This is a genomic window from Dyella thiooxydans, assembly GCF_001641285.1.
Taxonomy (GTDB): Bacteria; Pseudomonadota; Gammaproteobacteria; order Xanthomonadales; family Rhodanobacteraceae; genus Dyella_A; species Dyella_A thiooxydans.
Window position 1 is genome coordinate 1,779,782 of sequence record NZ_CP014841.1, and the last position, 22,056, is coordinate 1,801,837.

Sequence of the window (22,056 nt, forward strand, 5' to 3'; positions counted from 1 at the left end):
GATCAACGCGGGCCGCTGCCGAAGCCGCCGGGGACGCCCTTGCTGGCGTAGGCCACCGCATCGTGCGGATGCAGGCTTTCCTGGTGCTCCACTCGCACGTGGAAGTCGGCCAGGCGATCGTCGGTCTCGAGAGCCCGCTGGATCCGGCGCGCGGCATCCTCGCAGAACATCAGGTTGCCGCCGTTGGCGAGCGCGAAAGCCTGTTCGTCCTCGCGCTTCACCGCGGTCTGCACCGGCGTGCCGAGTGCACCTTCCACACGATCAAGGGTATCGAGCAGATCGAACGACACGCCGTCGTTCAGCCGCACCAGCAGCCGCGCGACGCTGCGCTGGGCGTGCGGGGTGGCGACGATACCCTGCTCGCTACCGAGCCAGGCCACCACGGCCGCATGGTCGATCGGTTGGTCGGCGGCGAAATCCTGGGTGAAGCGCTCCTGGATCAGCTGCCGCGACAGGGCCGCCGAGGCCGGGCAGGTCGACGAATAGACCACCTCGGTGCCCAGCTCCAGCGCGAAACCGTCCGGCCCCAAGCTGGCCTCGACCGACACCGGGTAGCTGCGCCAGCCGCTGTTGCCACTGCGCAGCGCAGCCCGGCGCACCAGCGCATCGAAGCGGATGCTCAGGCGCGCGCGGTCGGAGAGATCCTTGTGCGACTCGAGAAAGGCCTGCAGAAGACCTTCCAACCCCTTCGCGCTGAGCGGCTCGCTGCCGCCGAGATGGCGATCGACCAGCAGATACAGGCGCGACATGTGGATGCCGCGCTGGTCCGGCCGCGTAAGGTTGACGAAGGCGCCGACCTGGGCGCTGGCACGCTGCACCTCGCCATCGCCGACATCGAAGCGGACCGGCACCTCGATGCCATCCATGCCGACCCAGTCGAGCGCACCGGCCAGGTGCGGCTGGGCCTGATGGGCGACATCGGGCATCAGGCGGGCGGTGTTTTCGTGACTGTGCATGGGAGACATCCTGGAACGGGCTGCGAGCGCACTCGCGTGGAACTGTCAATGTAGGGGCGGGATCGCCCGTCGCAACAGTTGCGCCGGGGAAACGCTGCGTCCTGCGGCCGGCGCCGACTCAGCCTTCGCTGCGGCGCCAGTGGCGTGCGGCACGCCAAGCCGCCAGGGTCAGCCCGAAGCCGTTGCCCGGCAGGCCGCGCTGCAGCGTTGCCAGCGGATCGCCAGCACGCGCCGCTGCCTTCGCCAACCGGATCGACTCGCGAGCCTCCAGCGTACGGAACATGCCGAGCGGGCCCGCTAGTCCCATTGCCTCGCGCCACGCCGCGGTGAGGTCGGCGAGCTGTGCGCGCAATGCCTGGTCGCGCGCCTCGCCTGGCGCGCGCAGATCGGCACGCGACAGGCCGAAACGGGCCAGCCGTGCCATGGGCAACGGCAACCGGTCGCGCTCGGCATCGTCCTGCAGTCGACGCAGGGCATGGCACAGGTGCGCCAGCACGGCCACGCGACCCGCTCGCCGCGGATCGGCATCGATGCCGAACCACCATGCGGTCTCCAGTGCGGCCAAAGCGCCGTGCAGGGGCTCGGCGGCAACCAGCTGCGCACCGAAATCGGCCGCGGTACCCGCCTCCAGCTGCGCGATCGCCGCGCGCACCGGCGCCAGCCACAGCTCGGCCGGCAATGCCTGCGCGCGCTCGTCGTCGAACAGCACCTGGGTCAGCGGATGACGCCCGCCGCCCTGCGCCGCCCCGGCCAGTTCCTCGGCCCACCAGTTGAGCTTGACCGCCGCCACCTGCGGCTCGCGGATGCCGTACGCGGCGGCCAGCAGCTCCTGCTCGAGCGCGGCCAGCGCGATGTGCCCGGCATGACGATGCGGATCGACGAACACCAGCGCCACGCGCTGCTGCGGCTGCACCGCCAGCCACTTGTCGACATAGCTCTGCAGCGGACCGTGCGGCGCGTCGCTCATGCGGAGACCTCCGGCGCCAGCAGGCGGAGAAGCTGCCCGGGGTGGTCGATCACCGCGTCCGCCTGCCATGTGTCCGGATCGCCGCCGTCGAGGTAACCCCAGCGCACGGCCACGGTATAGAGGCCAGCGGCGGCCCCGGCCTGCACGTCGCGGCGATCGTCGCCGACGAACAGGCTGCGCGACGGGTCGATCCCCGCGGTATCGCAGGCCAGCCGCACCGGGGCCGGGTCGGGCTTCTTCACCGGCAAAGTATCCCCGGACACCACCGCTGCCGCGCGCGCGGACCAGCCGATCCGATCGAGCAGCGGATCGGTGAGGAAGCCGGGCTTGTTGGTCACCACGCCCCAGCGGATGCCCCTTTGCTCCAGCGTACCGAGCAATGCCTCGATGCCATCGAAGGCGTGCGTGTCCTCCGCCATGGCCTGTTCGTAGAGCGCCAGGTAACGCGGCACCAGCGCCTCGACCCCCGCCTCGCCTCGATCACCGAACGCGCAGCGCAGGATCGCCCGCGAACCGCGCGAGACGACCGCACGCACGATCGCGAAATCCGGTGGAGCGACCTCCTCTTCCACACACTGGCGCACCAGCGCGGCGTAGAGGTCCGGTGCACTGTCCAGCAGGGTGCCGTCGAGGTCGAACAGCACGCCCTCGACGCGGTCGGGCAAGGTGTTCATGCCGGCTTGCGTGCGCACAGCAGGTAGTTCACGGCGGTGATGCGGCTCAGCCACGCTTTGCGGCTGAGTGGGTTGTAGCCGAGCCCGGAGACGTCCTCCAGCTCCAGCCCGGCGTGGCGTAGCAGCCGCGCCAGCTCCGACGGCTTGAGGAACTGCGCGTAGTGATGGGTGCCGCGAGGCAGCATGCGCATCAGGAATTCCGCGCCCAGGATCGCCGCGCCAAAGGCGACCGGCGTGCGGTTGAGGGTGGACATGAACAGCATGCCGCCGGGCTTGAGCATCGCCGCCAGATCGTTGACCAGCGCCTCCGGATCCGGCACGTGCTCGATCATCTCCATGCAGCACACCGCGTCGAAGCCGGCCGGCTCGGTCGCCGCCAGTTCCGCCGAGGACTGCACGCGGTAGTCGACCGCGAGGTTCGACTCGTACAGGTGCAACCGGGCGATCCCGATGACCCGCTCACCCAGGTCGATGCCGGTGACCTGCGCGCCGGCCGCCGCCAGCGCCTCGCTGAGCAGGCCGCCGCCGCAGCCCACGTCGGCCACCTTCGCGCCCTTCAGGGCGACGCGATCGGCGACGTAGGCGGCGCGCACCGGATTCAGGTCGTGCAGCGGACGCGATTCGCCGTCCGGATCCCACCAGCGGTCGGCCAGCTTGTCGAAGCGGGCGATCTCCTCGGGGCTGACGTTGGCGTGCGTGGTCGGCATGGTGATGACTCCCGGCGTGCGCTCAGCGCGCCTGCCACTCGTGGATGGTGACGTCCCAGCCGCCACTGGTGCGGGCCGGGTCGCGGTCGACGATCGCCTGCGCGGCGGCGAGATCGTCGGCATGGATCAGGTAGGCGCCGCCGCTCTTGTCGGCGAATGGCCCCGAGCGCTCCAGCACGCCCTGCGCGCGCAGCGCCTCGAGGAACGCGCGGTGGGCCTCGATCGCCGCCGGATCGACCACCGGACGGCGCTTGAGCAGGACGAGATACACCGGCTTGGGGCTCATACCGCGGCAATCCGCTCGCGCCACTGGCGGGTACGGGCCAGCATGGCCTCCAGATCCATTCCGACCAACTCGCGCCCGGCCAGCTTGCGGCGGCCGGCGATCCACACGTCGGTGACCTGATGGCGACCGGTGGCATAGACCAGCTGCGAGGCGACGTGGAACAGCGGCTGGGTCTCCAGGTCGCTCAGCCGCACCGCGGCGAGGTCGGCCTGCTTGCCCGGCTCGATCGAACCGATCTGCTCCTCCAGCCCCATCGCGCGGGCGGCGTTGAGCGTGCCGGCCCGCAGCGCCGAGGCAGCGTCGAACGCGGCCGCGTCCTGCGCCACCGCCTTGGCCAGGATCGCCGCGGTGCGCATCTCGCCGAACATGTCCAGGTCGTTGTTCGAGGCGCAGCCGTCGGTGGCGATCGCCAGGTTCACGCCGGCGCGGCGAAACTTCTCCGCCGGGCAGAAGCCCGAGGCCAGCTTGAGGTTCGACTCCGGGCAGTGCACCACCGAGACGCCGGCCTCCGCGCAGGCGGCAATCTCGCCATCGGTCGCCTGGGTCATGTGCACGGCGATCAGGCGATCGTTGACCAGCCCCAGCTTCTGCATGCGCTGGAACGGACGCAGGCCGCTCTTCTTCTTTTCCTCCTCCACCTCGTGCGCGGTCTCGTGCAGGTGCAGGTGGACCGGGATGTCGAGCTGGTCGGCCAGCACGCGGATGCGCTCGAAGCTGGCGTCGGACACGGTGTACGGTGCATGCGGCGCGAACGCGGTACCGACCAGCGGGTCGCCGAGGAAGCTGTCGTGCACCTCGCCGGCGCGCTCGAAGTACTCGTCCTGGGTCTTCGCCCAGGCGGTGGGGAATTCGATCACCGGCAGGCCGACCAGGGCGCGGAAGCCCAGCTTGCGGTAAGTCGCACCGATCGCATCGGGGAAGAAGTAGTTTTCGTTGGCGCAGGTGGTGCCGCCGCGCAGCATCTCGGCCACCGCCAGCTCGACGCCGTCGCGCACGAACTCCGGCCCGATCACCTTCGCCTCGGCCGGCCAGATGTGCTCCTGCAGCCAGGTCATCAGCGGCAGGTCGTCGGCCAGGCCGCGCAGCAGGGTCATCGGGTTGTGCGTGTGGCTGTTGACCAGCCCGGGGATCAGCGCATGCTCGCCGAGCTCCACCCGCTCGCGCGGCGCATAGGCGGCACGCGCCTCGGCGATCGGCAGCAGCGCCACGATGCGGTCGGCATCCACCACCACGGCGTGCTGCTCCAGCACCACCGCATGCGGCTCCACCGGTACCACCCAGCGGGCCTCGATCACCAGGTCGACGGATTGCGGGGGCGTGACACTCATCTTCACCTCACTGTGCGGGATGGGCAGGCGGCCATGGCCTGCGCGCTTGATGCAAAACGGTTCGATGCAAAAACGAGAAAGGGCGGTACCTCGCGGCCCCCGCCCCTCTCGTCGATCACCTGGCGGGATCGAACGGCTTACTTGCCGACGCGGCTGACGTACTCGCCGGTGCGGGTGTCGACCTTGATCACCTCGTCGGTGCCCACGAACAGCGGCACGCGGACCACGGCGCCGGTCTCCAGGGTGGCCGGCTTGCCGCCGCCGCCGGAGGTGTCGCCACGGACCCCCGGATCGGTCTCGGTGATCTTCAGCTCGACGAAGTTCGGCGGCTGAACGGCGATGACCTCGCCGTTGAACAGGGTCACCACGCACTCCTCCTCGCCCTTCAGCCACTTGGCGGCGTCGCCCACGCCGACCTTGTTGGCCTGGTGCTGCTCGAAGGTCTCCTGCTGCATGAAGTGCCAGAACTCGCCGTCGGAGTAGAGGAACTGCATGTCGGTGTCGACCACGTCGGCGACTTCGAACGAGTCGGACGACTTCATCGTCTGCTCGGTGGTGCGCCCGGTCTTCAGGTTGCGGATGAAGATGCGGGTGAACGCCTGGCCCTTGCCGGGCTTGATGAAGTCGGCGTCGGTGATGACCCACGGGTCGTTGTTGTGGAGGATCTTCATCCCCTTCTTGACGTCGTTCAGACCAGCGGTGGCCATGCAGTGCGCTCCAATCGAAGAATCCGCCCGTACGAGCGGCTAAAATGATCAATCACCCGGGCTTACGCCCGATACAAGGCCGTACATGATAACCGCAAGCCCCGGCACCCGCATAACCCCGGCCGGCGACTGGCGCCAGCAGTGGCGCGATGCCGTCACCGACCCGCGCGAGCTGCTCGCCCTGCTGGGGCTGGAGCATCTGGTCGACCGGCTGCCGGAGGCGGACGCCGGGTTCGCCCTGCGCGTGCCCAGGGCATTCATGGCCCGCATGCTGCCGGGGGACGCCCATGACCCGCTGCTGCTCCAGGTGCTGCCGCAATTGGCAGAGCTGGACCGGGTGGAGGGTTACGCCACCGACGCGGTAGGCGACCTGGCCGCCCGCGAGGCGCAGGGCGTGCTGCACAAATACCAGGGCCGCGCCCTGTTGATCGCCAGCGGCAGTTGCGCGATCAACTGCCGCTACTGCTTCCGGCGGCACTTTCCCTACGGCGAGGAAATGGCGGCCGCGGGTCAATGGCGCCAGGCACTGGACCATCTCCGGCGCGACCCGGGGATCACCGAGCTGATTCTCTCCGGCGGGGATCCGCTGGCACTGTCCACCCGCAAGCTGATCGAGCTGACGGACGGCCTGGCGGACCTCCCCCAGGTCACCCGCCTGCGCCTGCACACCCGCCTGCCGGTGGTGCTACCCGACCGGATCGACGGGCCACTGGTCGAGTGGCTCTCCGCCCTGCCGCTGCAGAAGGTGGTCGTGCTGCATGCCAACCACGCGCGGGAGATCGACCACGGCGTGGCCGAGGCCTGCAGACGGTTGCGCGAGGCGGGGTGCACCCTGCTCAACCAGGCCGTGCTGCTGCGGGGGATCAACGATCACGCCGGCACGCTGGCCGAGCTCTCCGAGGCGCTGTTCGCCATCGGCGCGCTCCCCTACTACCTGCACCAGCTCGACCGGGTACAGGGCGCCGCCCATTTCGAAGTGGACGACGCAAGGGCGCTCGCCCTGATGGACGACCTGCGCGGCGGCCTTCCCGGCTATCTGGTGCCGCGACTGGTTCGCGAGGTGCCCGGCGCACCCTCGAAGCTTCCATTGTGAGCACCCGGTCGCCACACCATGGCCTCGTCCCGCTGGCGGCCACTGCGGGAATCCGTTACAACCGTGGGGAGTGCGCCAGGATTGGCGCGCGTCGGTCGCAGCCGGCCGGCGCCTCCCCGAACCGACCGATGTGTCCATGAAAAAAGATTCCGTGATCAAGATCCTGTTCGTCGAGGCCTCGGTGGAGGACGCCGAACAGATCATCAGTCTGCTCCGCAATGGCGGCATCGCCGTGCGACCGGCGCGAGCGACCAACCCGGAGGAAATCCAGGCTGCGCTGGACGAACTGATCCCGGACATCGTGCTGTACGACCCGGCGCCGGCAAAGCTGCCGCTGCGCGACGTGGCACAGCAACTGGAGGCACATGGCCGCGACCTGTCGCTGGTCGTGCTGGTGGCCCAGGTGGACAACCAGACGGTCGCCGACCTGTTCAACACCGGCGTGCGCGGCATCGCCATCCGCAGCCAGCCGCGGCAGATGATGACCGTCCTGCAACGCGAGCACGAGGCGCTGCAGACACGCCGCCAGGTGCGCCTGCTGGAGGCCGCGCTCCGGGAATCCGAGCGTCGCGCCGACGCCCTGCTCGACTCGTCGACGGACCCCATCGCCTTCGTTCACGACGGCATGCACGTACGCGCCAACAAGGCGTACCTGGAAACCTTCGGCTACGACGATTTCGACGACCTGCTCTGCCTGCCGGTACTCGACCTGATCAGCAGCGCCGACGCCGAGCCTTTCAAGAACCTGCTGCGCAGCCACGCCCGCAACGAAAAGGCCGCGGCGCACATCGATCTTCAGGCGCGTCGCTCCGACGGCAGCAACTTCCAGGCGACGGTCGAGTTCGCCCACGCCACGTTCGAGGGCGAGCCCTGCCTGCAGATCGTGTTCCGACGCCAGCAGATCGATCCGCAGCTGATCCAGCAGCTGCATCGCGACCCGGTCACCGGTCTGTACAACCGTGCACGCACGCTGGAGAGCATCGACGATGCGGTCGCCGCCGCCGCCAAGGGCACCAAGGGGCAGAGCCTGCTGCTGATCGAGCCGGACAACTGGCAGTCGCTGCTCGACAGCGTGGGCATGGGCAAGGCCGACGAGCTGATGGCGGCCTTCGCCAATCGCGTCACCGTCAGCGTCGGCGACGACGATGTGGCCGGCCTGCTGTCCGAGCACACCATCGGCGTGATCCTGCGCAACCGCAATGACGAATCGGTCAAGCAGTGGATCAGCGACCTGCAGGCGCGTATCGCCAGCGAGATCTTCGACCTCGGCTCGCAGTCGATCGCGGTCTCCGCCAGCGTCGGCGGAAGCCTGCTCGGCGAGAAGAACGCGAACGCCGAGCTGCTGCTCAACCAGGCCGGACAGGCACTGCGCAACGCGCTCAGCCAGGGCGGCGGCAAGGTCGAGCTGCACGATCCGGCCGCCCGCGAAAAGGCCGACGCCGAGCGCGATCGCTACTGGCTGCAGTTGCTCCAGCACGCCCTCGCCAACAACGGCTTCGTGCTCTACCACCAGCACACCATCAGCCTGCAGGACGCCGAGGGCGAGTATTCGGAAATCCTGTTGCGCATGAACGGACCGCAGGGCGAGGTCCTGCCCGGCTTCTTCATGCCGATCGCGGAAAAGCACGGCCTGACCACTTCGATCGACCGCTGGGTCCTGGCCAAGGCCATCGAGACGCTGCGCGCCCGCGACGGCCAAGGCATCAAGACCACGTTCTTCGTGAAACTCACCGCCGACTCCATCCAGGACGGCACCCTGCTGGCCTGGCTTGGCGAACAGCTGCGCAAGGCCGGCCTCAAGAACGGCCAGATCGTGCTCGAGATGACCGAGAGCAAGGTGGTGACGCTGCTGCGCCCGGCACAGGAATTCGTCACCGGCTGGAAGAAACTCGGGGGTCGCTTCGCACTGGAGCAGTTCGGCTCCGGGCTCAACTCGTTCCAGTTGCTCAACCACGTCGACGCGGATTACCTGAAGATCGACCGGTCCTACATGGCACAGCTGCCCCAGCACCCGGAAAACCAGAAAAAGATCGCCGAGATCTGCCACCACGCGCGCGAGCTCAAGCGGTTCACCGTCGCCGAGTGGGTGGAGGACGCCAGCAGCACTTCGCTGTTGTTCGCCTGCGGCGTGGACTTCGTGCAGGGCAACTTCCTGCAGGAACCGCAACGCCTGGTCGACTGAAGCCCTCCGGCCCCGGCGCCTTTCGGAACACACGAAAAAGCCGCGGAGGCATGCCTCCGCGGCTTTTCGTCTCGCCCTGCGTGAGCGGTCTTACTCGGCGGACTTCGCGGCCTTCGCAGCGGCAGCCGCGGCGATGTCTTCCTTGATGCGCGCAGCCTTGCCCTCGAGATTGCGCAGATAGTAGAGCTTGGCGCCACGCACCTTGCCCTTGCGCTTGACCTGCACCGACTCGATGGTCGGGCTGTGCGCCTGGAACACGCGCTCCACGCCGGTGCCGTGCGAGATCTTGCGCACGGTAAAGGCCGAATGCAGACCGCGGCTGCGCTTGGCGATGACGACGCCCTCGAACGCCTGCACGCGCTCGCGGTTACCTTCCTTCACCTTGACGTTGACCACCACCGTGTCGCCGGGGCCGAATTCCGGCAGCTGGCGGGTGATCTGCTCGGATTCGAACTGTTCGATGATCTTGTTCATGGCAACACCTGTGTCGATTCAATTACCGCGGTCTGCGACGGCCGCTTCGTGGTGCCGCAGATAGTCGCGGCGGAATTCTTCCAACAGCACGGCGGACTCTGCATCGAGGTTCCGTCGCGCCAGCAGATCGGGACGTCGCAACCAGGTCCGTCCCAGCGACTGCTTGAGGCGCCAGCGGCGGATGGCCGCATGATCGCCAGACAACAGCACCGCCGGCACGTCACCCAGTGCGTCATGCACCGGTTTCGTGTAGTGCGGACAATCCAGCAGGCCGTCCGAGAACGAATCCTGCTGCGCCGACTGCGCGTCGTTCAACGCGCCGTCCTGCAAGCGACCCACCGCGTCGATGACCACCGCGGCGCCCAGCTCGCCGCCGGACAGCACATAATCGCCGATGGAAAGCTCCTCGTCGACCTCGTGCGCCAGCAGACGCTCGTCCACTCCTTCATAACGTCCGCAGAGCAGGGCGATCCGCGGCATTTTCGCCAGCGACACCACCCGGTCCTGCGTCAGCCGCGCTCCCTGCGGACTGAGGTAAATCACATGCACCGGCTCCGGTGCCGCCTCACGCACCGCCTTCAAGGCGGCCCGCAAGGGCTCGATCAGCATCACCATCCCGGGTCCGCCGCCGCAGGTGCGGCCGTCCACGGTACGGTAATTGTCGGTGGCGAAGTCGCGCGGGTTCCAGGTTTCCACCTGCAGCAGCTCCCGCTGCTGCGCGCGTCCCACGACACCGACCGCGGCGCACTGGCGCATGAAGTCGGGAAACAGCGTGACGACGTCGATGCGCATCAGGATCCTCCGGTCGGCGGCCAGCGTGGCGCGGGCTTCAGAACTCGGGATCCCAGTCCACCACCATGCGCCCGGCTTCCAGATCCACCGAACGCACGTAACTGCCCTGGATGAAGGGAACCAGCCGCTCGCGCTCGCCGTCCCTAACCACCACCACGTCGTTGGCTCCGGTCGCGAACAGGTGACTGACCCGCCCCAGCGCCACGCCTTCGGTGGTGACGACCTCAAGCCCTTCGAGGTCGACCCAGTAGTACTCGTCCTTGCCGGGTGGCGGCAGCAGTTCGCGGGCGACATGGATGTCCTTGCCCACCAGCGCCGCGGCCTGCTCGCGGGTGTCCACGTTGGGCAGGTGGCAGATCAGCCCCTTGCCTTGCGGACGCCCCTTGATACCCGACACCTCGACCACTTCGCCCGGCGCCGTGGAGAGCTGCCAGGGCTGGTAGTCGAAAATCCGCGTGCGGGGCTCGGACCAGGATTCGATCTTGAGCCAGCCCTGCACCCCGTACAGCCCGACGATGCGTCCCATCAGGACGCGCCGACCGGCTTCAGCCATGCTCAGGCAGCCTGCTGCTTGCCGGCTTCCTTGACCAGGGCGGCGACCTTGTCGGTCAGCTGCGCACCCTTGCCCACCCACTCGTTGACGCGCTCGACGTTGAGCTCGAGACGCTTGTCCTTGCCGGACGCGACCGGGTTGTAGAAGCCCACGTTCTCGATGCTGCGGCCGTCGCGCTTGTTGCGCTGATCGGTCACGACGATGTGGTAGAACGGACGGCCCTTGGCGCCACCGCGCGAAAGACGAATCTTGACCATAGTAAAAGCTCCAGAGATGCCGGAATCGCCGGCCGCACGCACGAGACCGTGCGCGGTAAACGCGGCATTTTAGCCGGTTTCAGGGAAAAAGGAAGACCCGCGGAGAGCCCTCCCGAAAGCTTACGCGCCCGGGTCAGCGCATCGGCGGCAGGCCACCGCCCATTCCGCCCATGCCCTTCATGGCGCCGCGCATCTGCCGCAGCAGGCCCTTGCTGCCGCCCTTGGCCAGCTTGGACATCATCTTTTCCATCTGCATGTACTGCTTGAGCAGGCGGTTGACATCGGCCGGCTGGGTGCCGGAACCCCGGGCCACGCGGGCGCGGCGCGAGCCGTTCAGCAGATCGGGATGGCGGCGCTCCTTCTTGGTCATCGACTGGATGATCGCGACCATCTTCTTGAGCTCGCCGTCGTTGACCTTCGACTTCACGTTGTCCGGCACGCTGGCCATGCCCGGCAGCTTGTCCATCAGGCCGGCCAGGCCGCCCATGTTGGACATCTGCTCGAGCTGGTCCCGCATGTCGTTCAGGTCGAAGCGCTTGCCCTTCATCACCTTGGTGGCGAGCTTCTGCGCCTTTTCATGGTCGACCTTGCGCTCGACCTCCTCGACCAGCGACAGCACGTCGCCCATGCCGAGGATGCGCTGTGCCACGCGGTCCGGGTGGAACGGTTCCAGCGCATCGGACTTCTCGCCGGCGCCGAGGAACTTGATCGGCCGGCCGGTGACATAGCGCACCGACAGCGCCGCACCGCCGCGGGCGTCACCATCGGTCTTGGTCAGCACCACGCCGGTGAGCGGCAGCGCCTCGGCGAAGGCCTTGGCGGTGTTGGCCGCGTCCTGGCCGGTCATCGCGTCGACCACGAACAGGGTCTCTACCGGGGTGATCGCGGCGTGGAGCGCCTTGATCTCGTCCATCATCGCCTGGTCGACGCTGAGGCGGCCGGCGGTGTCCACCAGCAGCACGTCGATCACTTCGCGGCGGGCCGCGGCGATCGCGTTCTTCGCGATGTCGACCGGGCTCTGGCCCGCCTCGGACGGGAAGAAGCTCACGCCGACCTGTTCGGCCAGCGTGCGCAACTGCTCGATCGCCGCCGGACGGTAGACGTCGCAGCTGACCACCATCACCCGCTTCTTCTTGCGTTCGGTCAGGAAGCGGGCCAGCTTGCCCACCGTGGTGGTCTTGCCAGCGCCCTGCAGGCCGGCCATCAGCACCACCGCCGGTGGCGTCTGGGCGAGGTTGAGCTCGGTGTTGACCGTGCCCATCACCGCGGTCAGCTCGTCGCTGACCACCTTCACCAGCGCCTGGCCCGGCGACAGGCTCTTGAGCACCTCCTGGCCGACCGCGCGCACCTTGACCCGCTCGATCAGCGCCTGCACCACCGGCAGGGCGACGTCGGCCTCGAGCAGGGCGATGCGCACCTCGCGCAGCGACTCGCGGATGTTCTCCTCGGTCAGGCGACCGCGACCGCGCAGGCGGTTGACGGTGGAGGAGAGGCGTTGGCTGAGCGACTCGAACATGCAGGGCAAACCAGGGTGGAAAGCGTCCGATTATAGCCAACCGCCCGGCATCCGGCAGGATCGTCCGCCGCACCCCTGCCCGAGCCGCGGATGGCTGTGCGACACTGCCCGGCCATGATCCTTTCCGCGCTCAACCTGCTGGCCGTCGCCCTCTACCTGATCGCCACGGCCGCGCTCGCCTGGCCGCTGCTCGGGGAGGGCCGGCCTCCCGGGGGACGCATGCCGCTGGTGGTGGCCGCCGCCGCCGTCCTGCTGCACGCCACGGCGCTGCTGAGCATGCACCGCGGCGCGCTGGACCTGCACTTCTTCGCCGCACTGTCGCTGGTCGCCTGCGTGGTGTCGGCACTGACCCTGCTGGTGAACCTGACCCGGCCGGTCGCGATACTGGGCGTGGCGGTGTTTCCCCTTTCGGCCCTGCTGGTGGCCATCGACGGCTTCGTCGCGCCGCCGACCGTTCCCACACCGATGGACTGGCAGATCAAGCTGCACGTGACCATCGCCCTGCTCGCCTTCAGCGTGCTGTCGATCGCCGCGGTGCTGGCGATCGGCCTGGCGGTGCAGGAGCGCGGCCTGCGCCACCGCCAGTTCGGGCCCTGGCTGCGCGCGCTGCCGCCGCTGACCCTGACCGAGTCGCTGCTGTTCCAGCTGATCGGCGCCGGCTTCGCTCTGCTGACCCTGACCCTGGTCACCGGTGCGCTGTTCGTCGACAACCTGTTCGGCCAGCACCTGGTGCACAAGACGGTGCTGTCGATCCTCGCCTGGCTGGTGTTCGGCGCACTGCTGTTCGGCCGCTGGCGCTACGGCTGGCGCGGCCGTCGCGCGGTTAACCTCACGCTGTCCGGCACCGCACTGCTGGTGCTGGCCTTCTTCGGCACCAAGGCCGTGCTCGAACTGGTCCTTCATCGCAGCATGTAGCGGAGTGGAGGGGAAATGGAAGCCGCGCAGTTCGTCCTGACCCTCTCCTGCGCCGACCGCCCCGGCATCGTGGGCGCCGTCTCCAGCCACCTGGCCGCCCAGGGCAGCAACATCCTCGAGGCGCAGCAGTTCGGCGACGCGCAGACCGGGCAGTTCTTCATGCGCCTGGTGTTTCACCCCTGCACCGCCGACGTGGCCGCAGACGACCTGCGCGCCGGTTTCAAGGTGGTCGCCCAGCGCTTCGACATGCAGTGGACGCTGCGTCTGCGCGACCAGCGCCGCCGCGTGCTGCTGATGGTGTCGAAGTTCGACCACTGCCTGGCCGACCTGCTGTACCGCTGGCGGATCGGCGAACTGCCGATGGACATCGTCGGCATCATCGCCAACCACCCGCGCGAGACCTACCGCCACCTGGATTTCGACGCCATCCCGTTCCACTACCTGCCGGTCGACCGCGCCGACAAGGCGACACAGGAAGCACAGGTGTGGGCGGTGATCGAGCAGTCCGGAGCCGAGCTGGTGGTACTCGCCCGCTACATGCAGGTGCTGTCGGACGAGCTGGCCGGCAAGCTCGCCGGCCGCTGCATCAACATCCACCACTCGTTCCTGCCCGGCTTCAAGGGCGCCCGGCCGTACCACCAGGCGCACCGGCGCGGGGTCAAGCTGATCGGTGCCACCGCGCACTTCGTCACCGCCGACCTCGACGAAGGCCCGATCATCGAGCAGGACATCGAGCGGGTCAGCCACAGCAACACCCCGGAGGACATGATCCGCATCGGCCGCGACATCGAGCGCCGGGTGCTGGCGCGCACCCTGCGGCTGGTGCTGGACGACCGGGTACTGGTCGACGGTCACAAGACGGTGGTGTTCGCACCGTAGGAGCGCACCCTGTGCGCGACCGCGTGATGCATCGACGCGACGAGGTCGCGCACAGGGTGCGCTCCTACATAGGCCTCAGCGGCAGGCGTCGATGGCTTCGGACAGGCGCTCCACGCCCACCACCTCCATCTCGCCCACCCGGCCCTTCTTCGGCGCATTGGCCTTCGGCACGATGGCGCGGCGGAAGCCGTGCGTCGCCGCCTCCTTCAGCCGCTCCTCGCCATTCGGCACCGGGCGGATCTCGCCGGACAGGCCGACCTCGCCGAAGGCGATGGTCTTGTCCGGCAGCGGCCGGTCCCGCAGCGAGGACAGCACCGCCAGCAGTACCGGCAGGTCGGCCGCGGTTTCCTGCACGCGGATGCCGCCGACCACGTTGACGAACACGTCCTGGTCGTACGCCGCGACGCCGCCGTGCCTATGCAGCACCGCCAGCAGCATGGCCAGCCGGTTCTGCTCCAGGCCCAGCGCCACGCGGCGCGGGTTGCCGAGCGAACTCTGGTCGACCAGCGCCTGCACTTCCACCAGCAGCGGCCGGGTGCCCTCGCGGGTGACCATCACCGCGCTGCCCGGCGTCGGCCCGCTGTGCGCGGAGAGGAAGATCGCCGACGGGTTCGGCACCTCGCGCAGGCCCTTCTCGCTCATCGCGAACACGCCCAGCTCGTTGACCGCGCCGAAGCGGTTCTTGAACGCGCGCAGCACGCGGAAGCGGCTACCGGACTCGCCCTCGAAATACAGCACCGCATCGACCATGTGCTCGAGCACGCGCGGGCCGGCGATGCCGCCCTCCTTGGTGACGTGGCCGACGAGGAACACGGACGTGCCGGTCTCCTTGGCGAAGCGGGTGAGCTTGGCCGCCGACTCGCGCACCTGGCTTACCGAGCCCGGCGCGGCGGTGAGCAGCTCGGTCCAGATGGTCTGGATCGAATCGATCACCAGCACCCGCGGCCGGCTGGCGACGGCCTGTTCCAGGATGCGCTCGATGCAGGTCTCGGCCAGGCCGTGCAGCGGCGCCAGCGGCAGGTCCAGCCGCTGCGCGCGGGCCGCCACCTGGGCCAGCGATTCCTCGCCCGACACGTAGACGCTGGGCAGCTGGCTGCCGAGCGTGCCCAGCATCTGCAGCAGCAGGGTGGACTTGCCGATGCCCGGATCGCCGCCGATCAGCACCACCGAACCGTCGACCAGGCCGCCGCCCAGCACCCGGTCCAGCTCGCCGATGCCGGTGAGCGTGCGCGATTCGGCGGTCACCGCCACCTCGGTCAGCGGCGTCACCTTCGTCGCCCCCGCCGCCCTGCCCGCGTAGCCGCCACGCGCCGCACCGGCCGACTTCACCGCCGGCTGCAGCACGATCTCGCTGAGCGTGTTCCATACCCCGCACTCGACGCACTGCCCCTGCCACTTGGAGTGCTCGGCACCGCATTCGGTGCAGACATAGGCGGTCTTGGCCTTGGCCATGAAGATTCCGAAGCGTGTATGGGTCAGGGTGAGCAGCTTAGCGGGCGGGCGTCGCGTGCCGCGAGACGATATCTGTCGATCGGGCTTCGGCGGGCTCGCGCACAGGGTGCGCTCCTACAGCCATAGTCGCGGTGGGAGCGCACCCTGTGCGCGAACTTGCCAACGCCGGCAACCACTGGAGACGACGCTCAGCCCTCGTCCTCGACAAACAGCACGCGTCGGGTCATGCCGCAGGTGAGGTCATAGCTGATCGTGCCGGCCTGGGCCGCAACGGCTTCCACGGGAAGCTCCGGCCCCCACAGGGTGACGCGGTCGCCGACGCGGGCGGCCGGCGCCTCGCGCAGGTCCAGCGTGATCAGGTCCATCGACACGCGGCCGACCAGCGGCACGCGGCGGTCGCCGACCAGCACCGGCGTGCCGGCCACCGCGCTGCGCGGATAGCCGTCGCCGTAGCCGATCGCCGCCACGCCGACCGGCATATCCTCCGGGCAGGTCCAGGTGCCGTTGTAGCCCAGCCGTTCACCGGCGCGGATCCGGTTGATCGCGATCAGCCGGGTGGACAGCGTCATCGCCGGGCGATAGCCGAAATCGCCGCCGCTCTTGCCGTCGACCACCGACAGGCCGTACAGCAGACCGCCGGTGCGGACCCAGTCCGCACGCGCCTCGGGCCAGCCCAGCAGGCCGGCGGAATTGGCCAGCGAGCGCGGGCCGTCGAGACCGGCCGTGGCGGCGTTGAAACGCTCGATCTGGGCGCGGGTTACCGTACCGCCGAACACCTCGGACTCGGCGAAATGGGTGAGCAGGCCGATCTGCGGGTCGATGCCGGGCATCGCCGCCAGCTGCGCATGGACGGCGGCGACCCGCTCCGGCGCGAAGCCCAGCCGGTGCATGCCGCTGTCGACCTTGATCCACACCCGCAGCCTTCCACGGCGCGGCGATGCCTCGGCCAGCCATGCGAGCTGGGCTTCGTGGTGGATCACCGCGTCCAGGTCCAGCCGCTGCATCTCGGCGATGTCGCCCGGCTGATCCGGCCCGGAAAGCACGGCGATACGCTGGCGGTGGCCCGCCGCACGCAGGCGCAGGCCATCCCCCAGTGCCGCGACGGCGAAGGCCTCGGCCTGCCCGTCCAGCGCCCGCGCCACCCGCTCCAGCCCGTGGCCGTAGGCGTCGGCCTTGACCACCGCCATGACCCGGGACGGCGCCGCGGTGCGCTGGATCAGCGCCAGGTTGTGGCGCAGCGCGCCGAGGTGGATGGTGGCGACGGTGGTGCGACTCATGGGCGTGGATCGACAGGCAGCGACGCCTGCCTGCCAGGGGCGGATACCCCGGCAGAACGCGCCGGAAAAAAGAAGCTCACTCGAACGCGCCGACGAAGGAATCCGGCGCGTAGTTCTCGAACTTGGTGTAGTGGCCGAGGAAGGTCAGCTTCACCGTGTCGGTCGGACCGTTACGCTGCTTGCCGATGATGATCTCGGCCAGGCCTTTGTCCGGCGACTCCTTGTTGTAGTACTCGTCGCGGTAGATGAACATGATCACGTCGGCGTCCTGCTCGATGGCGCCCGACTCGCGCAGGTCGGACATCATCGGACGCTTGTCCGCGCGCTGCTCCAGCGAACGGTTCAACTGGGAAAGGGCGATCACCGGCACATTCAGCTCCTTGGCGAGGCCCTTGAGTGAACGCGAGATTTCTGAAATCTCGGTGGCGCGGTTCTCCTTGTTTCCGGGCACCTGCATCAGCTGCAGGTAGTCGATCACGATCAGGCCCAGGCCACCGTGTTCGCGATGCAAGCGGCGGGCGCGCGAGCGCAGTTCCACCGGCGACAGGCCGGGGGTGTCGTCGATGAAGATCTTCGCCTCGGAGAGGATCGCGATGGCGTTGGTGACGCGCGGCCAGTCTTCTTCTTCCAGGTCACCGTTGCGCAGGTGCTGGGCATGGATGCGACCGATCGAGGAGATCAGGCGCAGCGCCAGCTGCGAGGACGACATTTCCATCGAGAAGATCACCACCGCCTTCTTGCCGCGCAGTGCGGCAGCCTCGGCGATGTTCACCGAGAACGCGGTCTTGCCCATCGAGGGACGCGCCGCGACGATGATCAGGTCCGACGGCTGCAGGCCCGAGGTGAGCTCGTCCAGGTCGTTGAAGCCGGTGGAGATACCGGTGAGCTGGCCGCGGTTCTGGTAGCGCTCGTGCAGCAGGCGGAAGGCATCCTTCACCGCCTCGCGCATGGACACCGAATCCTTCTTGCCGCGCGAGCCGGACTCGGCGATCTTGAACACGCGCTGCTCGGCGCTTTCCAGCACTTCCTGCACGCTCTTGCCGTCCGGCAGGTAGCCGTCCTCGCTGATCGAGACGCCGGCGTCGATCAGCTGCCGCAGGATCGATTTCTCGCGCACGATGTCCGCGTAGGCGCCGATGTTGGCCGCGCTGGGCGTGGTGTTGGCCAGCTCGGCCAGGTAGCTGGCGCCACCGACCATCTCGGCCAGGCCGTTCGCCTCGAACCAGTCACCCAGGGTCACCGCGTCGCAGGGCATGCCCTTGTTCGCCAGCTCGGTGATGGCGCGCCAGATCAGGCGGTGGTCCTTGCGGTAGAAATCGCCCTCGGACAGGCGGTCGGCGACCTTGTCCAGCGCGTCGGGCGCCAGCATCAGGCCGCCCAGCACCGCCTGCTCGGCGTCGATGGAGTGCGGCGGCACGCGCAGCGACTCGATGCTGGGCGCGCGCTCGCCTTTGCGCTCGGAAACGAAGGACATGGAGCGATACCTCACAAGGGAACGGCCGCGCGGGTGACGCGCGCAGGCGAAGGGTACTGACGAACCAGCATACGCGGGCGCGTCGCGCGGAACGAGACAACAACTCTGTGGTCAGCTTGTGGATAAGCTGTGGCCAGCCGTGGATAACCCGGCCCGGCAACGCCCGCCATCCAGCGGCCACCAACGAAAACGGGCGCCTCGCGGCGCCCGTTTCCAAACCCGGGAAGGGGGTTGGCTTACTTCTCGCCGACCACGATCACCTTGACGGTGGTCTGGATGTCGGCGTGGAGCGACACCACGACCTCGTACTCGCCGGTGTTGCGGATCGGGCCTTCGCCCTGGATCACTTCGTTCTTGTGCACGTCGTGGCCGGCCGCCTGCAGGGCGTCGGCGATCTCGCGCGGACCGACCGAGCCGTACAGCTTGCCCTCGGGGCTGGCATTGGCTTCGATGGTCACCTCGACGCCTTCCAGCTTGGCCTTGCGGCCTTCGGCGCCCGACAGCTGCGAGGCAGCCTTGGCTTCGTACTCGGCACGACGCTTCTCGAAGGCTTCGAGGTTGGCGGCGGTGACCGGCACGGCCTTGCCCTGCGGCAGCAGGTAGTTACGGCCATAACCCGGCTTCACGCTGACCTTGTCGCCCAGGTTGCCGAGGTTGCGGACTTTCTCGAGAAGAATCAGTTCCATGGTTTTTTCCTTTCGTTAGCACCGGTGTGGCCCGGCGCAGCCGTGGACGGTTGTCCGAAGAGTGAGCGCCCGCGCGCCGGACCGGAGCCCGGCACGCGGGATACGACTTAGACGTCGTGGTTGTCGGTGTACGGCAGCAGGGCCAGGAAACGGGCGCGCTTGATCGCGGTCGCCAGCTGACGCTGGTAGCGCGCCTTGGTGCCGGTGATGCGGCTCGGCACGATCTTGCCGTTCTCGGTGACGTACTGGCGCAGCGTGTTGAGATCCTTGTAGTCGATCTCCTTCACCTTTTCGGCGGTGAAGCGGCAGAACTTGCGGCGGCGGAAGAACTTGGACATGGCTTGTGTGCTCCTGATCAGTCGTCGCTGTCGCGATCGTTGTCGCGGCTGCCGCGGCGGTCGTCGCCGTCGTTGTCGTCGTCACGGCGACGCGAACCCTTGGCGTCGTCCTTTTCCTTCGACTTCAGGATGAAGGACGGCTCGGTGTCGGCCTCGTCGCGGCGGATGCACAGGTGGCGCAGCACGGCGTCGTTGAAGCGGAAGCCCGACTCGAGCTCGTTCAGCGCGTTCTGGGTGACCTCGATGTTCAGCAGCACGTAGTGCGCCTTGGCCAAGTCGACGATCGGGTACGCCAGCTGGCGGCGGCCCCAGTCCTCGAGGCGGTGGATCTTGCCGCCGTCGGCCTCGATCAGCGCCTTGTAGCGCTCGATCATCGCCGGCACCTGCTCGCTCTGGTCAGGGTGGACCAGGAACACAACTTCGTAATGACGCAGGGTCATTGTTGGGTAACTCCTTGTGGATGCAGCCTTTTTCAGGCCTGGCAGCCTCCCGTCGGTGCGGTGAGGCAAGGTTCCGTCCGGAGCCTTTGCGCTCTGGACAGAAGCGGAATTGTACGGCGCGCCCGGTGGCGACCGCAAGCGATTGATTCGAGGGGAAACGGCGGCAAGCCGCCGGGGCCGGTCAGCCGACCGTGAAGCTCTCGCCGCAGCCGCACTCGCCGGTGGCGTTGGGGTTGTGGAAGACGAAGCTGGCGTTGAGCCCCTGACGCTGGAAGTCGATCACGGTGCCGTCGACCAGCGGCAGGCTCTTGGCGTCGACCACCACCGACAGGCCGTCGATCTCGATCACCTGGTCGTCGGCCGCCACCGCGTCGGCCAGATCGACCACGTAGGCGAAGCCGGAGCAGCCGGTGCGCTTGACGCCGAAACGCACGCCCGGCGCCGTCGGCGTCTGGTCGAGAAAGTGGCGCATGCGCTGGCTGGCAGCGGGGGTGATGGAAATCGTCATGGCGTGCAACCGTTTACGTGGCGACCGGCAAAGGCTCGCGGGTCCGTCGGAACCTACATTATCATGCGGGTTTGGCCGGTTCCGATCCCGTCGGCATCCCGCCCGGCCATCTCTTCCCACAGTTCATGCGTCCAGATGCGGCGCGGCAGCAGGAGTTTCAATCCATGGCGTTGGTCAGCGCGACGGTGTGCAGCGTGAAGCAGGCCCTTTCCGGCCAGGTCGAGGCCGGCCGGAAGGTGACCGTGCGCGGCTGGGTGCGGACGATCCGCGAATCCAAGGGTGGCCTGTCCTTCGTCAACGTCACCGACGGCTCCTGCTTCGACCCGATCCAGGCCGTGGTCACCGACCAGGTGGCCAACTACGAGACCGACGTGAAGCGCCTGACCACCGGCGCCGGCCTGATCGTCACCGGCACCCTGGTGCCGTCGCAGGGCAAGGGCCAACGCTTCGAGATCCAGGCCGAGACGGTGGAGGTCACCGGTTTCGTCGACGATCCGCTGACCTACCCGATCCAGCCCAAGCCGCACACCATGGAGTTCCTGCGCGAAGTCGCGCACCTGCGACCGCGCACCAACCTGTTCGGTGCAGTGACCCGCGTGCGCCACACGATGATGACGGCGATCCACCGCTGGCTCACCGAACAGGGCTTCTTCTGGATCAACACCCCGATCATCACCACCTCCGACGCCGAAGGCGCCGGCGACATGTTCCGCCTGTCCACCCTGGACCTGGCCAACCTGCCGCGCCTGCCGGACGGCAAGATCGACTTCCGCAAGGACTTCTTCGGTCGCGAGGCCTTCCTCACCGTGTCCGGCCAGCTCAACGTCGAGGCCTACTGCCTGGCGATGAGCAAGGTCTACACCTTCGGCCCGACCTTCCGTGCGGAGAACTCCAATACCCCGCGCCACCTGGCCGAGTTCTGGATGGTGGAGCCGGAGATCGCCTTCGCCGACCTCGCCGCCGACGCCGACTGCGCCGAGGGTTTCCTCAAGGCGATCTTCAAGGCGGTGCTGGAAGAGCGTGCCGACGACATGGCGTTCTTCGCCGAGCGCGTGCTGCCGGAGGCCATCTCGCGCCTGGAGAACTTCATCGCCCAGCCGTTCGAGCGCATCGACTACACCGACGCGATCGAGATCCTGAAGAAGGCCGACCAGAAGTTCGAGTTCCCGGTCGCCTGGGGCGTAGACCTGCAGACCGAGCACGAGCGGCACCTGGCCGAGAAACATATCGGCCGTCCCGTGGTCGTGATGAACTACCCCGAGGCGATCAAGGCCTTCTACATGCGCCTGAACGACGACGAGAAGACCGTGGCGGCGATGGACGTGCTGGCCCCCGGCATCGGCGAGATCATCGGCGGCAGCCAGCGCGAGGAGCGCCTGGATTACCTCGACACGCGCATGGCCAAGTTCGGCCTGGATGCCGAAACCTACGGCTGGTACCGCGACCTGCGCCGCTACGGCACGGTGCCGCACGCCGGCTTCGGCCTCGGCTTCGAGCGCCTGCTGGTCTATGTCTGCGGCCTGTCCAACATCCGCGACGCCATCCCCTATCCCCGTGTGGCCGGTTCGGCCGAGTTCTGACCTTCGCGAGTCCCC

24 protein-coding genes are annotated in these 22,056 nt (G+C 68.2%); 5 read left to right on the top strand and 19 right to left on the bottom strand.

The genetic code is table 11. The features are described from left to right. Window positions 1-2: 2 nt before the first annotated feature. The 7 genes from folE2 to efp all read right to left on the bottom strand — a co-directional run bounded on the left by folE2 (window position 3) and on the right by efp (window position 5,625). A complete protein-coding gene (gene folE2, locus ATSB10_RS07995; protein ID WP_063671918.1) occupies window positions 3-956 on the bottom strand; it encodes a GTP cyclohydrolase FolE2 in 954 nt (317 codons plus the stop codon). A gap of 118 nt (window positions 957-1,074) precedes the next feature. Continuing rightward, the gene (locus ATSB10_RS08000; RefSeq protein WP_063671920.1) at window positions 1,075-1,923 is read right to left on the bottom strand and encodes a squalene/phytoene synthase family protein; all 849 of its coding nucleotides are present in this window, start codon (window positions 1,921-1,923) and stop codon (window positions 1,075-1,077) included. Continuing rightward, window positions 1,920-2,597 (bottom strand): phosphoglycolate phosphatase, encoded by a 678-nt coding sequence (gene gph / locus ATSB10_RS08005; protein ID WP_063671922.1) that lies wholly within the window; start codon window positions 2,595-2,597, stop codon window positions 1,920-1,922. Before gph ends, ATSB10_RS08000 begins: the two co-directional genes overlap by 4 nt. After that, window positions 2,594-3,304 (bottom strand): bifunctional 2-polyprenyl-6-hydroxyphenol methylase/3-demethylubiquinol 3-O-methyltransferase UbiG, encoded by a 711-nt coding sequence (ubiG, locus tag ATSB10_RS08010; RefSeq protein ID WP_063671924.1) that lies wholly within the window; start codon window positions 3,302-3,304, stop codon window positions 2,594-2,596. Before ubiG ends, gph begins: the two co-directional genes overlap by 4 nt. Window positions 3,305-3,326: 22 nt before the next feature. Continuing rightward, entirely contained in the window at window positions 3,327-3,590 is a 264-nt protein-coding gene (locus ATSB10_RS08015; RefSeq protein WP_063671926.1) for a YciI family protein, read from the bottom strand. Beyond that, a complete protein-coding gene (locus ATSB10_RS08020) occupies window positions 3,587-4,918 on the bottom strand; it encodes a TRZ/ATZ family hydrolase (RefSeq protein WP_063671927.1) in 1,332 nt (443 codons plus the stop codon). Before ATSB10_RS08020 ends, ATSB10_RS08015 begins: the two co-directional genes overlap by 4 nt. Window positions 4,919-5,055: 137 nt before the next feature. Continuing rightward, window positions 5,056-5,625 carry an elongation factor P gene (efp, locus tag ATSB10_RS08025; RefSeq protein WP_017462799.1) on the bottom strand — a complete coding sequence of 190 codons (570 nt, stop codon included), beginning with the start codon at window positions 5,623-5,625 and terminating at the stop codon, window positions 5,056-5,058. A gap of 85 nt (window positions 5,626-5,710) precedes the next feature. On the opposite strand from efp, the gene epmB reads away from it, so the two are divergent. After that, complete coding sequence (epmB, locus tag ATSB10_RS08030) at window positions 5,711-6,718, top strand: EF-P beta-lysylation protein EpmB (protein ID WP_063671928.1); 1,008 nt, start codon at window positions 5,711-5,713, stop codon at window positions 6,716-6,718. Between the two features lie 136 nt (window positions 6,719-6,854). Then, window positions 6,855-8,900 (top strand): GGDEF/EAL domain-containing response regulator, encoded by a 2,046-nt coding sequence (locus ATSB10_RS08035; protein ID WP_063671930.1) that lies wholly within the window; start codon window positions 6,855-6,857, stop codon window positions 8,898-8,900. 90 nt (window positions 8,901-8,990) lie between these two features. On the opposite strand, the gene rplS is transcribed toward ATSB10_RS08035, so the two are convergent. From rplS to ffh, 5 genes are all read right to left on the bottom strand, one after another. Beyond that, on the bottom strand, window positions 8,991-9,374 hold the full coding sequence (gene rplS, locus ATSB10_RS08040) for a 50S ribosomal protein L19 (protein WP_063671932.1): 384 nt from the start codon (window positions 9,372-9,374) through the stop codon (window positions 8,991-8,993). An 18-nt stretch (window positions 9,375-9,392) separates the two neighbouring features. Next, on the bottom strand, window positions 9,393-10,166 hold the full coding sequence (trmD, locus tag ATSB10_RS08045) for a tRNA (guanosine(37)-N1)-methyltransferase TrmD (protein ID WP_063671936.1): 774 nt from the start codon (window positions 10,164-10,166) through the stop codon (window positions 9,393-9,395). A gap of 37 nt (window positions 10,167-10,203) precedes the next feature. Beyond that, entirely contained in the window at window positions 10,204-10,719 is a 516-nt protein-coding gene (gene rimM, locus ATSB10_RS08050) for a ribosome maturation factor RimM (protein ID WP_063671938.1), read from the bottom strand. A 2-nt stretch (window positions 10,720-10,721) separates the two neighbouring features. Further along, on the bottom strand, window positions 10,722-10,976 hold the full coding sequence (gene rpsP / locus ATSB10_RS08055; RefSeq protein ID WP_063671940.1) for a 30S ribosomal protein S16: 255 nt from the start codon (window positions 10,974-10,976) through the stop codon (window positions 10,722-10,724). Between the two features lie 133 nt (window positions 10,977-11,109). Continuing rightward, window positions 11,110-12,492, bottom strand: a complete 1,383-nt coding sequence (gene ffh, locus ATSB10_RS08060; protein ID WP_063671942.1) for a signal recognition particle protein — start codon at window positions 12,490-12,492, stop codon at window positions 11,110-11,112. Between the two features lie 114 nt (window positions 12,493-12,606). Between ffh and ATSB10_RS08065 the strand changes: the two genes are divergently transcribed. Further along, complete coding sequence (locus ATSB10_RS08065; protein WP_063671946.1) at window positions 12,607-13,407, top strand: cytochrome C assembly family protein; 801 nt, start codon at window positions 12,607-12,609, stop codon at window positions 13,405-13,407. 15 nt (window positions 13,408-13,422) lie between these two features. Further along, entirely contained in the window at window positions 13,423-14,286 is an 864-nt protein-coding gene (purU, locus tag ATSB10_RS08070) for a formyltetrahydrofolate deformylase (protein WP_063671948.1), read from the top strand. A 75-nt stretch (window positions 14,287-14,361) separates the two neighbouring features. Here purU and radA read toward each other — a convergent pair whose 3' ends face one another. The 7 genes from radA to ATSB10_RS08105 all read right to left on the bottom strand — a co-directional run bounded on the left by radA (window position 14,362) and on the right by ATSB10_RS08105 (window position 20,461). Continuing rightward, window positions 14,362-15,738, bottom strand: a complete 1,377-nt coding sequence (radA, locus tag ATSB10_RS08075) for a DNA repair protein RadA (protein ID WP_063671950.1) — start codon at window positions 15,736-15,738, stop codon at window positions 14,362-14,364. A 188-nt stretch (window positions 15,739-15,926) separates the two neighbouring features. Beyond that, window positions 15,927-17,015 carry an alanine racemase gene (alr, locus tag ATSB10_RS08080; protein ID WP_063671952.1) on the bottom strand — a complete coding sequence of 363 codons (1,089 nt, stop codon included), beginning with the start codon at window positions 17,013-17,015 and terminating at the stop codon, window positions 15,927-15,929. A gap of 76 nt (window positions 17,016-17,091) precedes the next feature. After that, window positions 17,092-18,489, bottom strand: coding sequence for a replicative DNA helicase (locus ATSB10_RS08085; RefSeq protein ID WP_063671954.1), 1,398 nt, complete (start codon window positions 18,487-18,489; stop codon window positions 17,092-17,094). 236 nt (window positions 18,490-18,725) lie between these two features. Then, entirely contained in the window at window positions 18,726-19,175 is a 450-nt protein-coding gene (rplI, locus tag ATSB10_RS08090; protein WP_063671956.1) for a 50S ribosomal protein L9, read from the bottom strand. Between the two features lie 107 nt (window positions 19,176-19,282). After that, the gene (rpsR, locus tag ATSB10_RS08095; RefSeq protein ID WP_017462785.1) at window positions 19,283-19,513 is read right to left on the bottom strand and encodes a 30S ribosomal protein S18; all 231 of its coding nucleotides are present in this window, start codon (window positions 19,511-19,513) and stop codon (window positions 19,283-19,285) included. Between the two features lie 17 nt (window positions 19,514-19,530). Continuing rightward, complete coding sequence (rpsF, locus tag ATSB10_RS08100) at window positions 19,531-19,953, bottom strand: 30S ribosomal protein S6 (RefSeq protein WP_063671958.1); 423 nt, start codon at window positions 19,951-19,953, stop codon at window positions 19,531-19,533. 181 nt (window positions 19,954-20,134) lie between these two features. Further along, window positions 20,135-20,461: a HesB/IscA family protein gene (locus tag ATSB10_RS08105; protein WP_063671960.1), complete on the bottom strand. Its 327-nt coding sequence runs from the start codon at window positions 20,459-20,461 to the stop codon at window positions 20,135-20,137. A 164-nt stretch (window positions 20,462-20,625) separates the two neighbouring features. On the opposite strand from ATSB10_RS08105, the gene asnS reads away from it, so the two are divergent. After that, window positions 20,626-22,041, top strand: coding sequence for an asparagine--tRNA ligase (asnS, locus tag ATSB10_RS08110; RefSeq protein ID WP_063671961.1), 1,416 nt, complete (start codon window positions 20,626-20,628; stop codon window positions 22,039-22,041). Window positions 22,042-22,056: the final 15 nt, after the last annotated feature.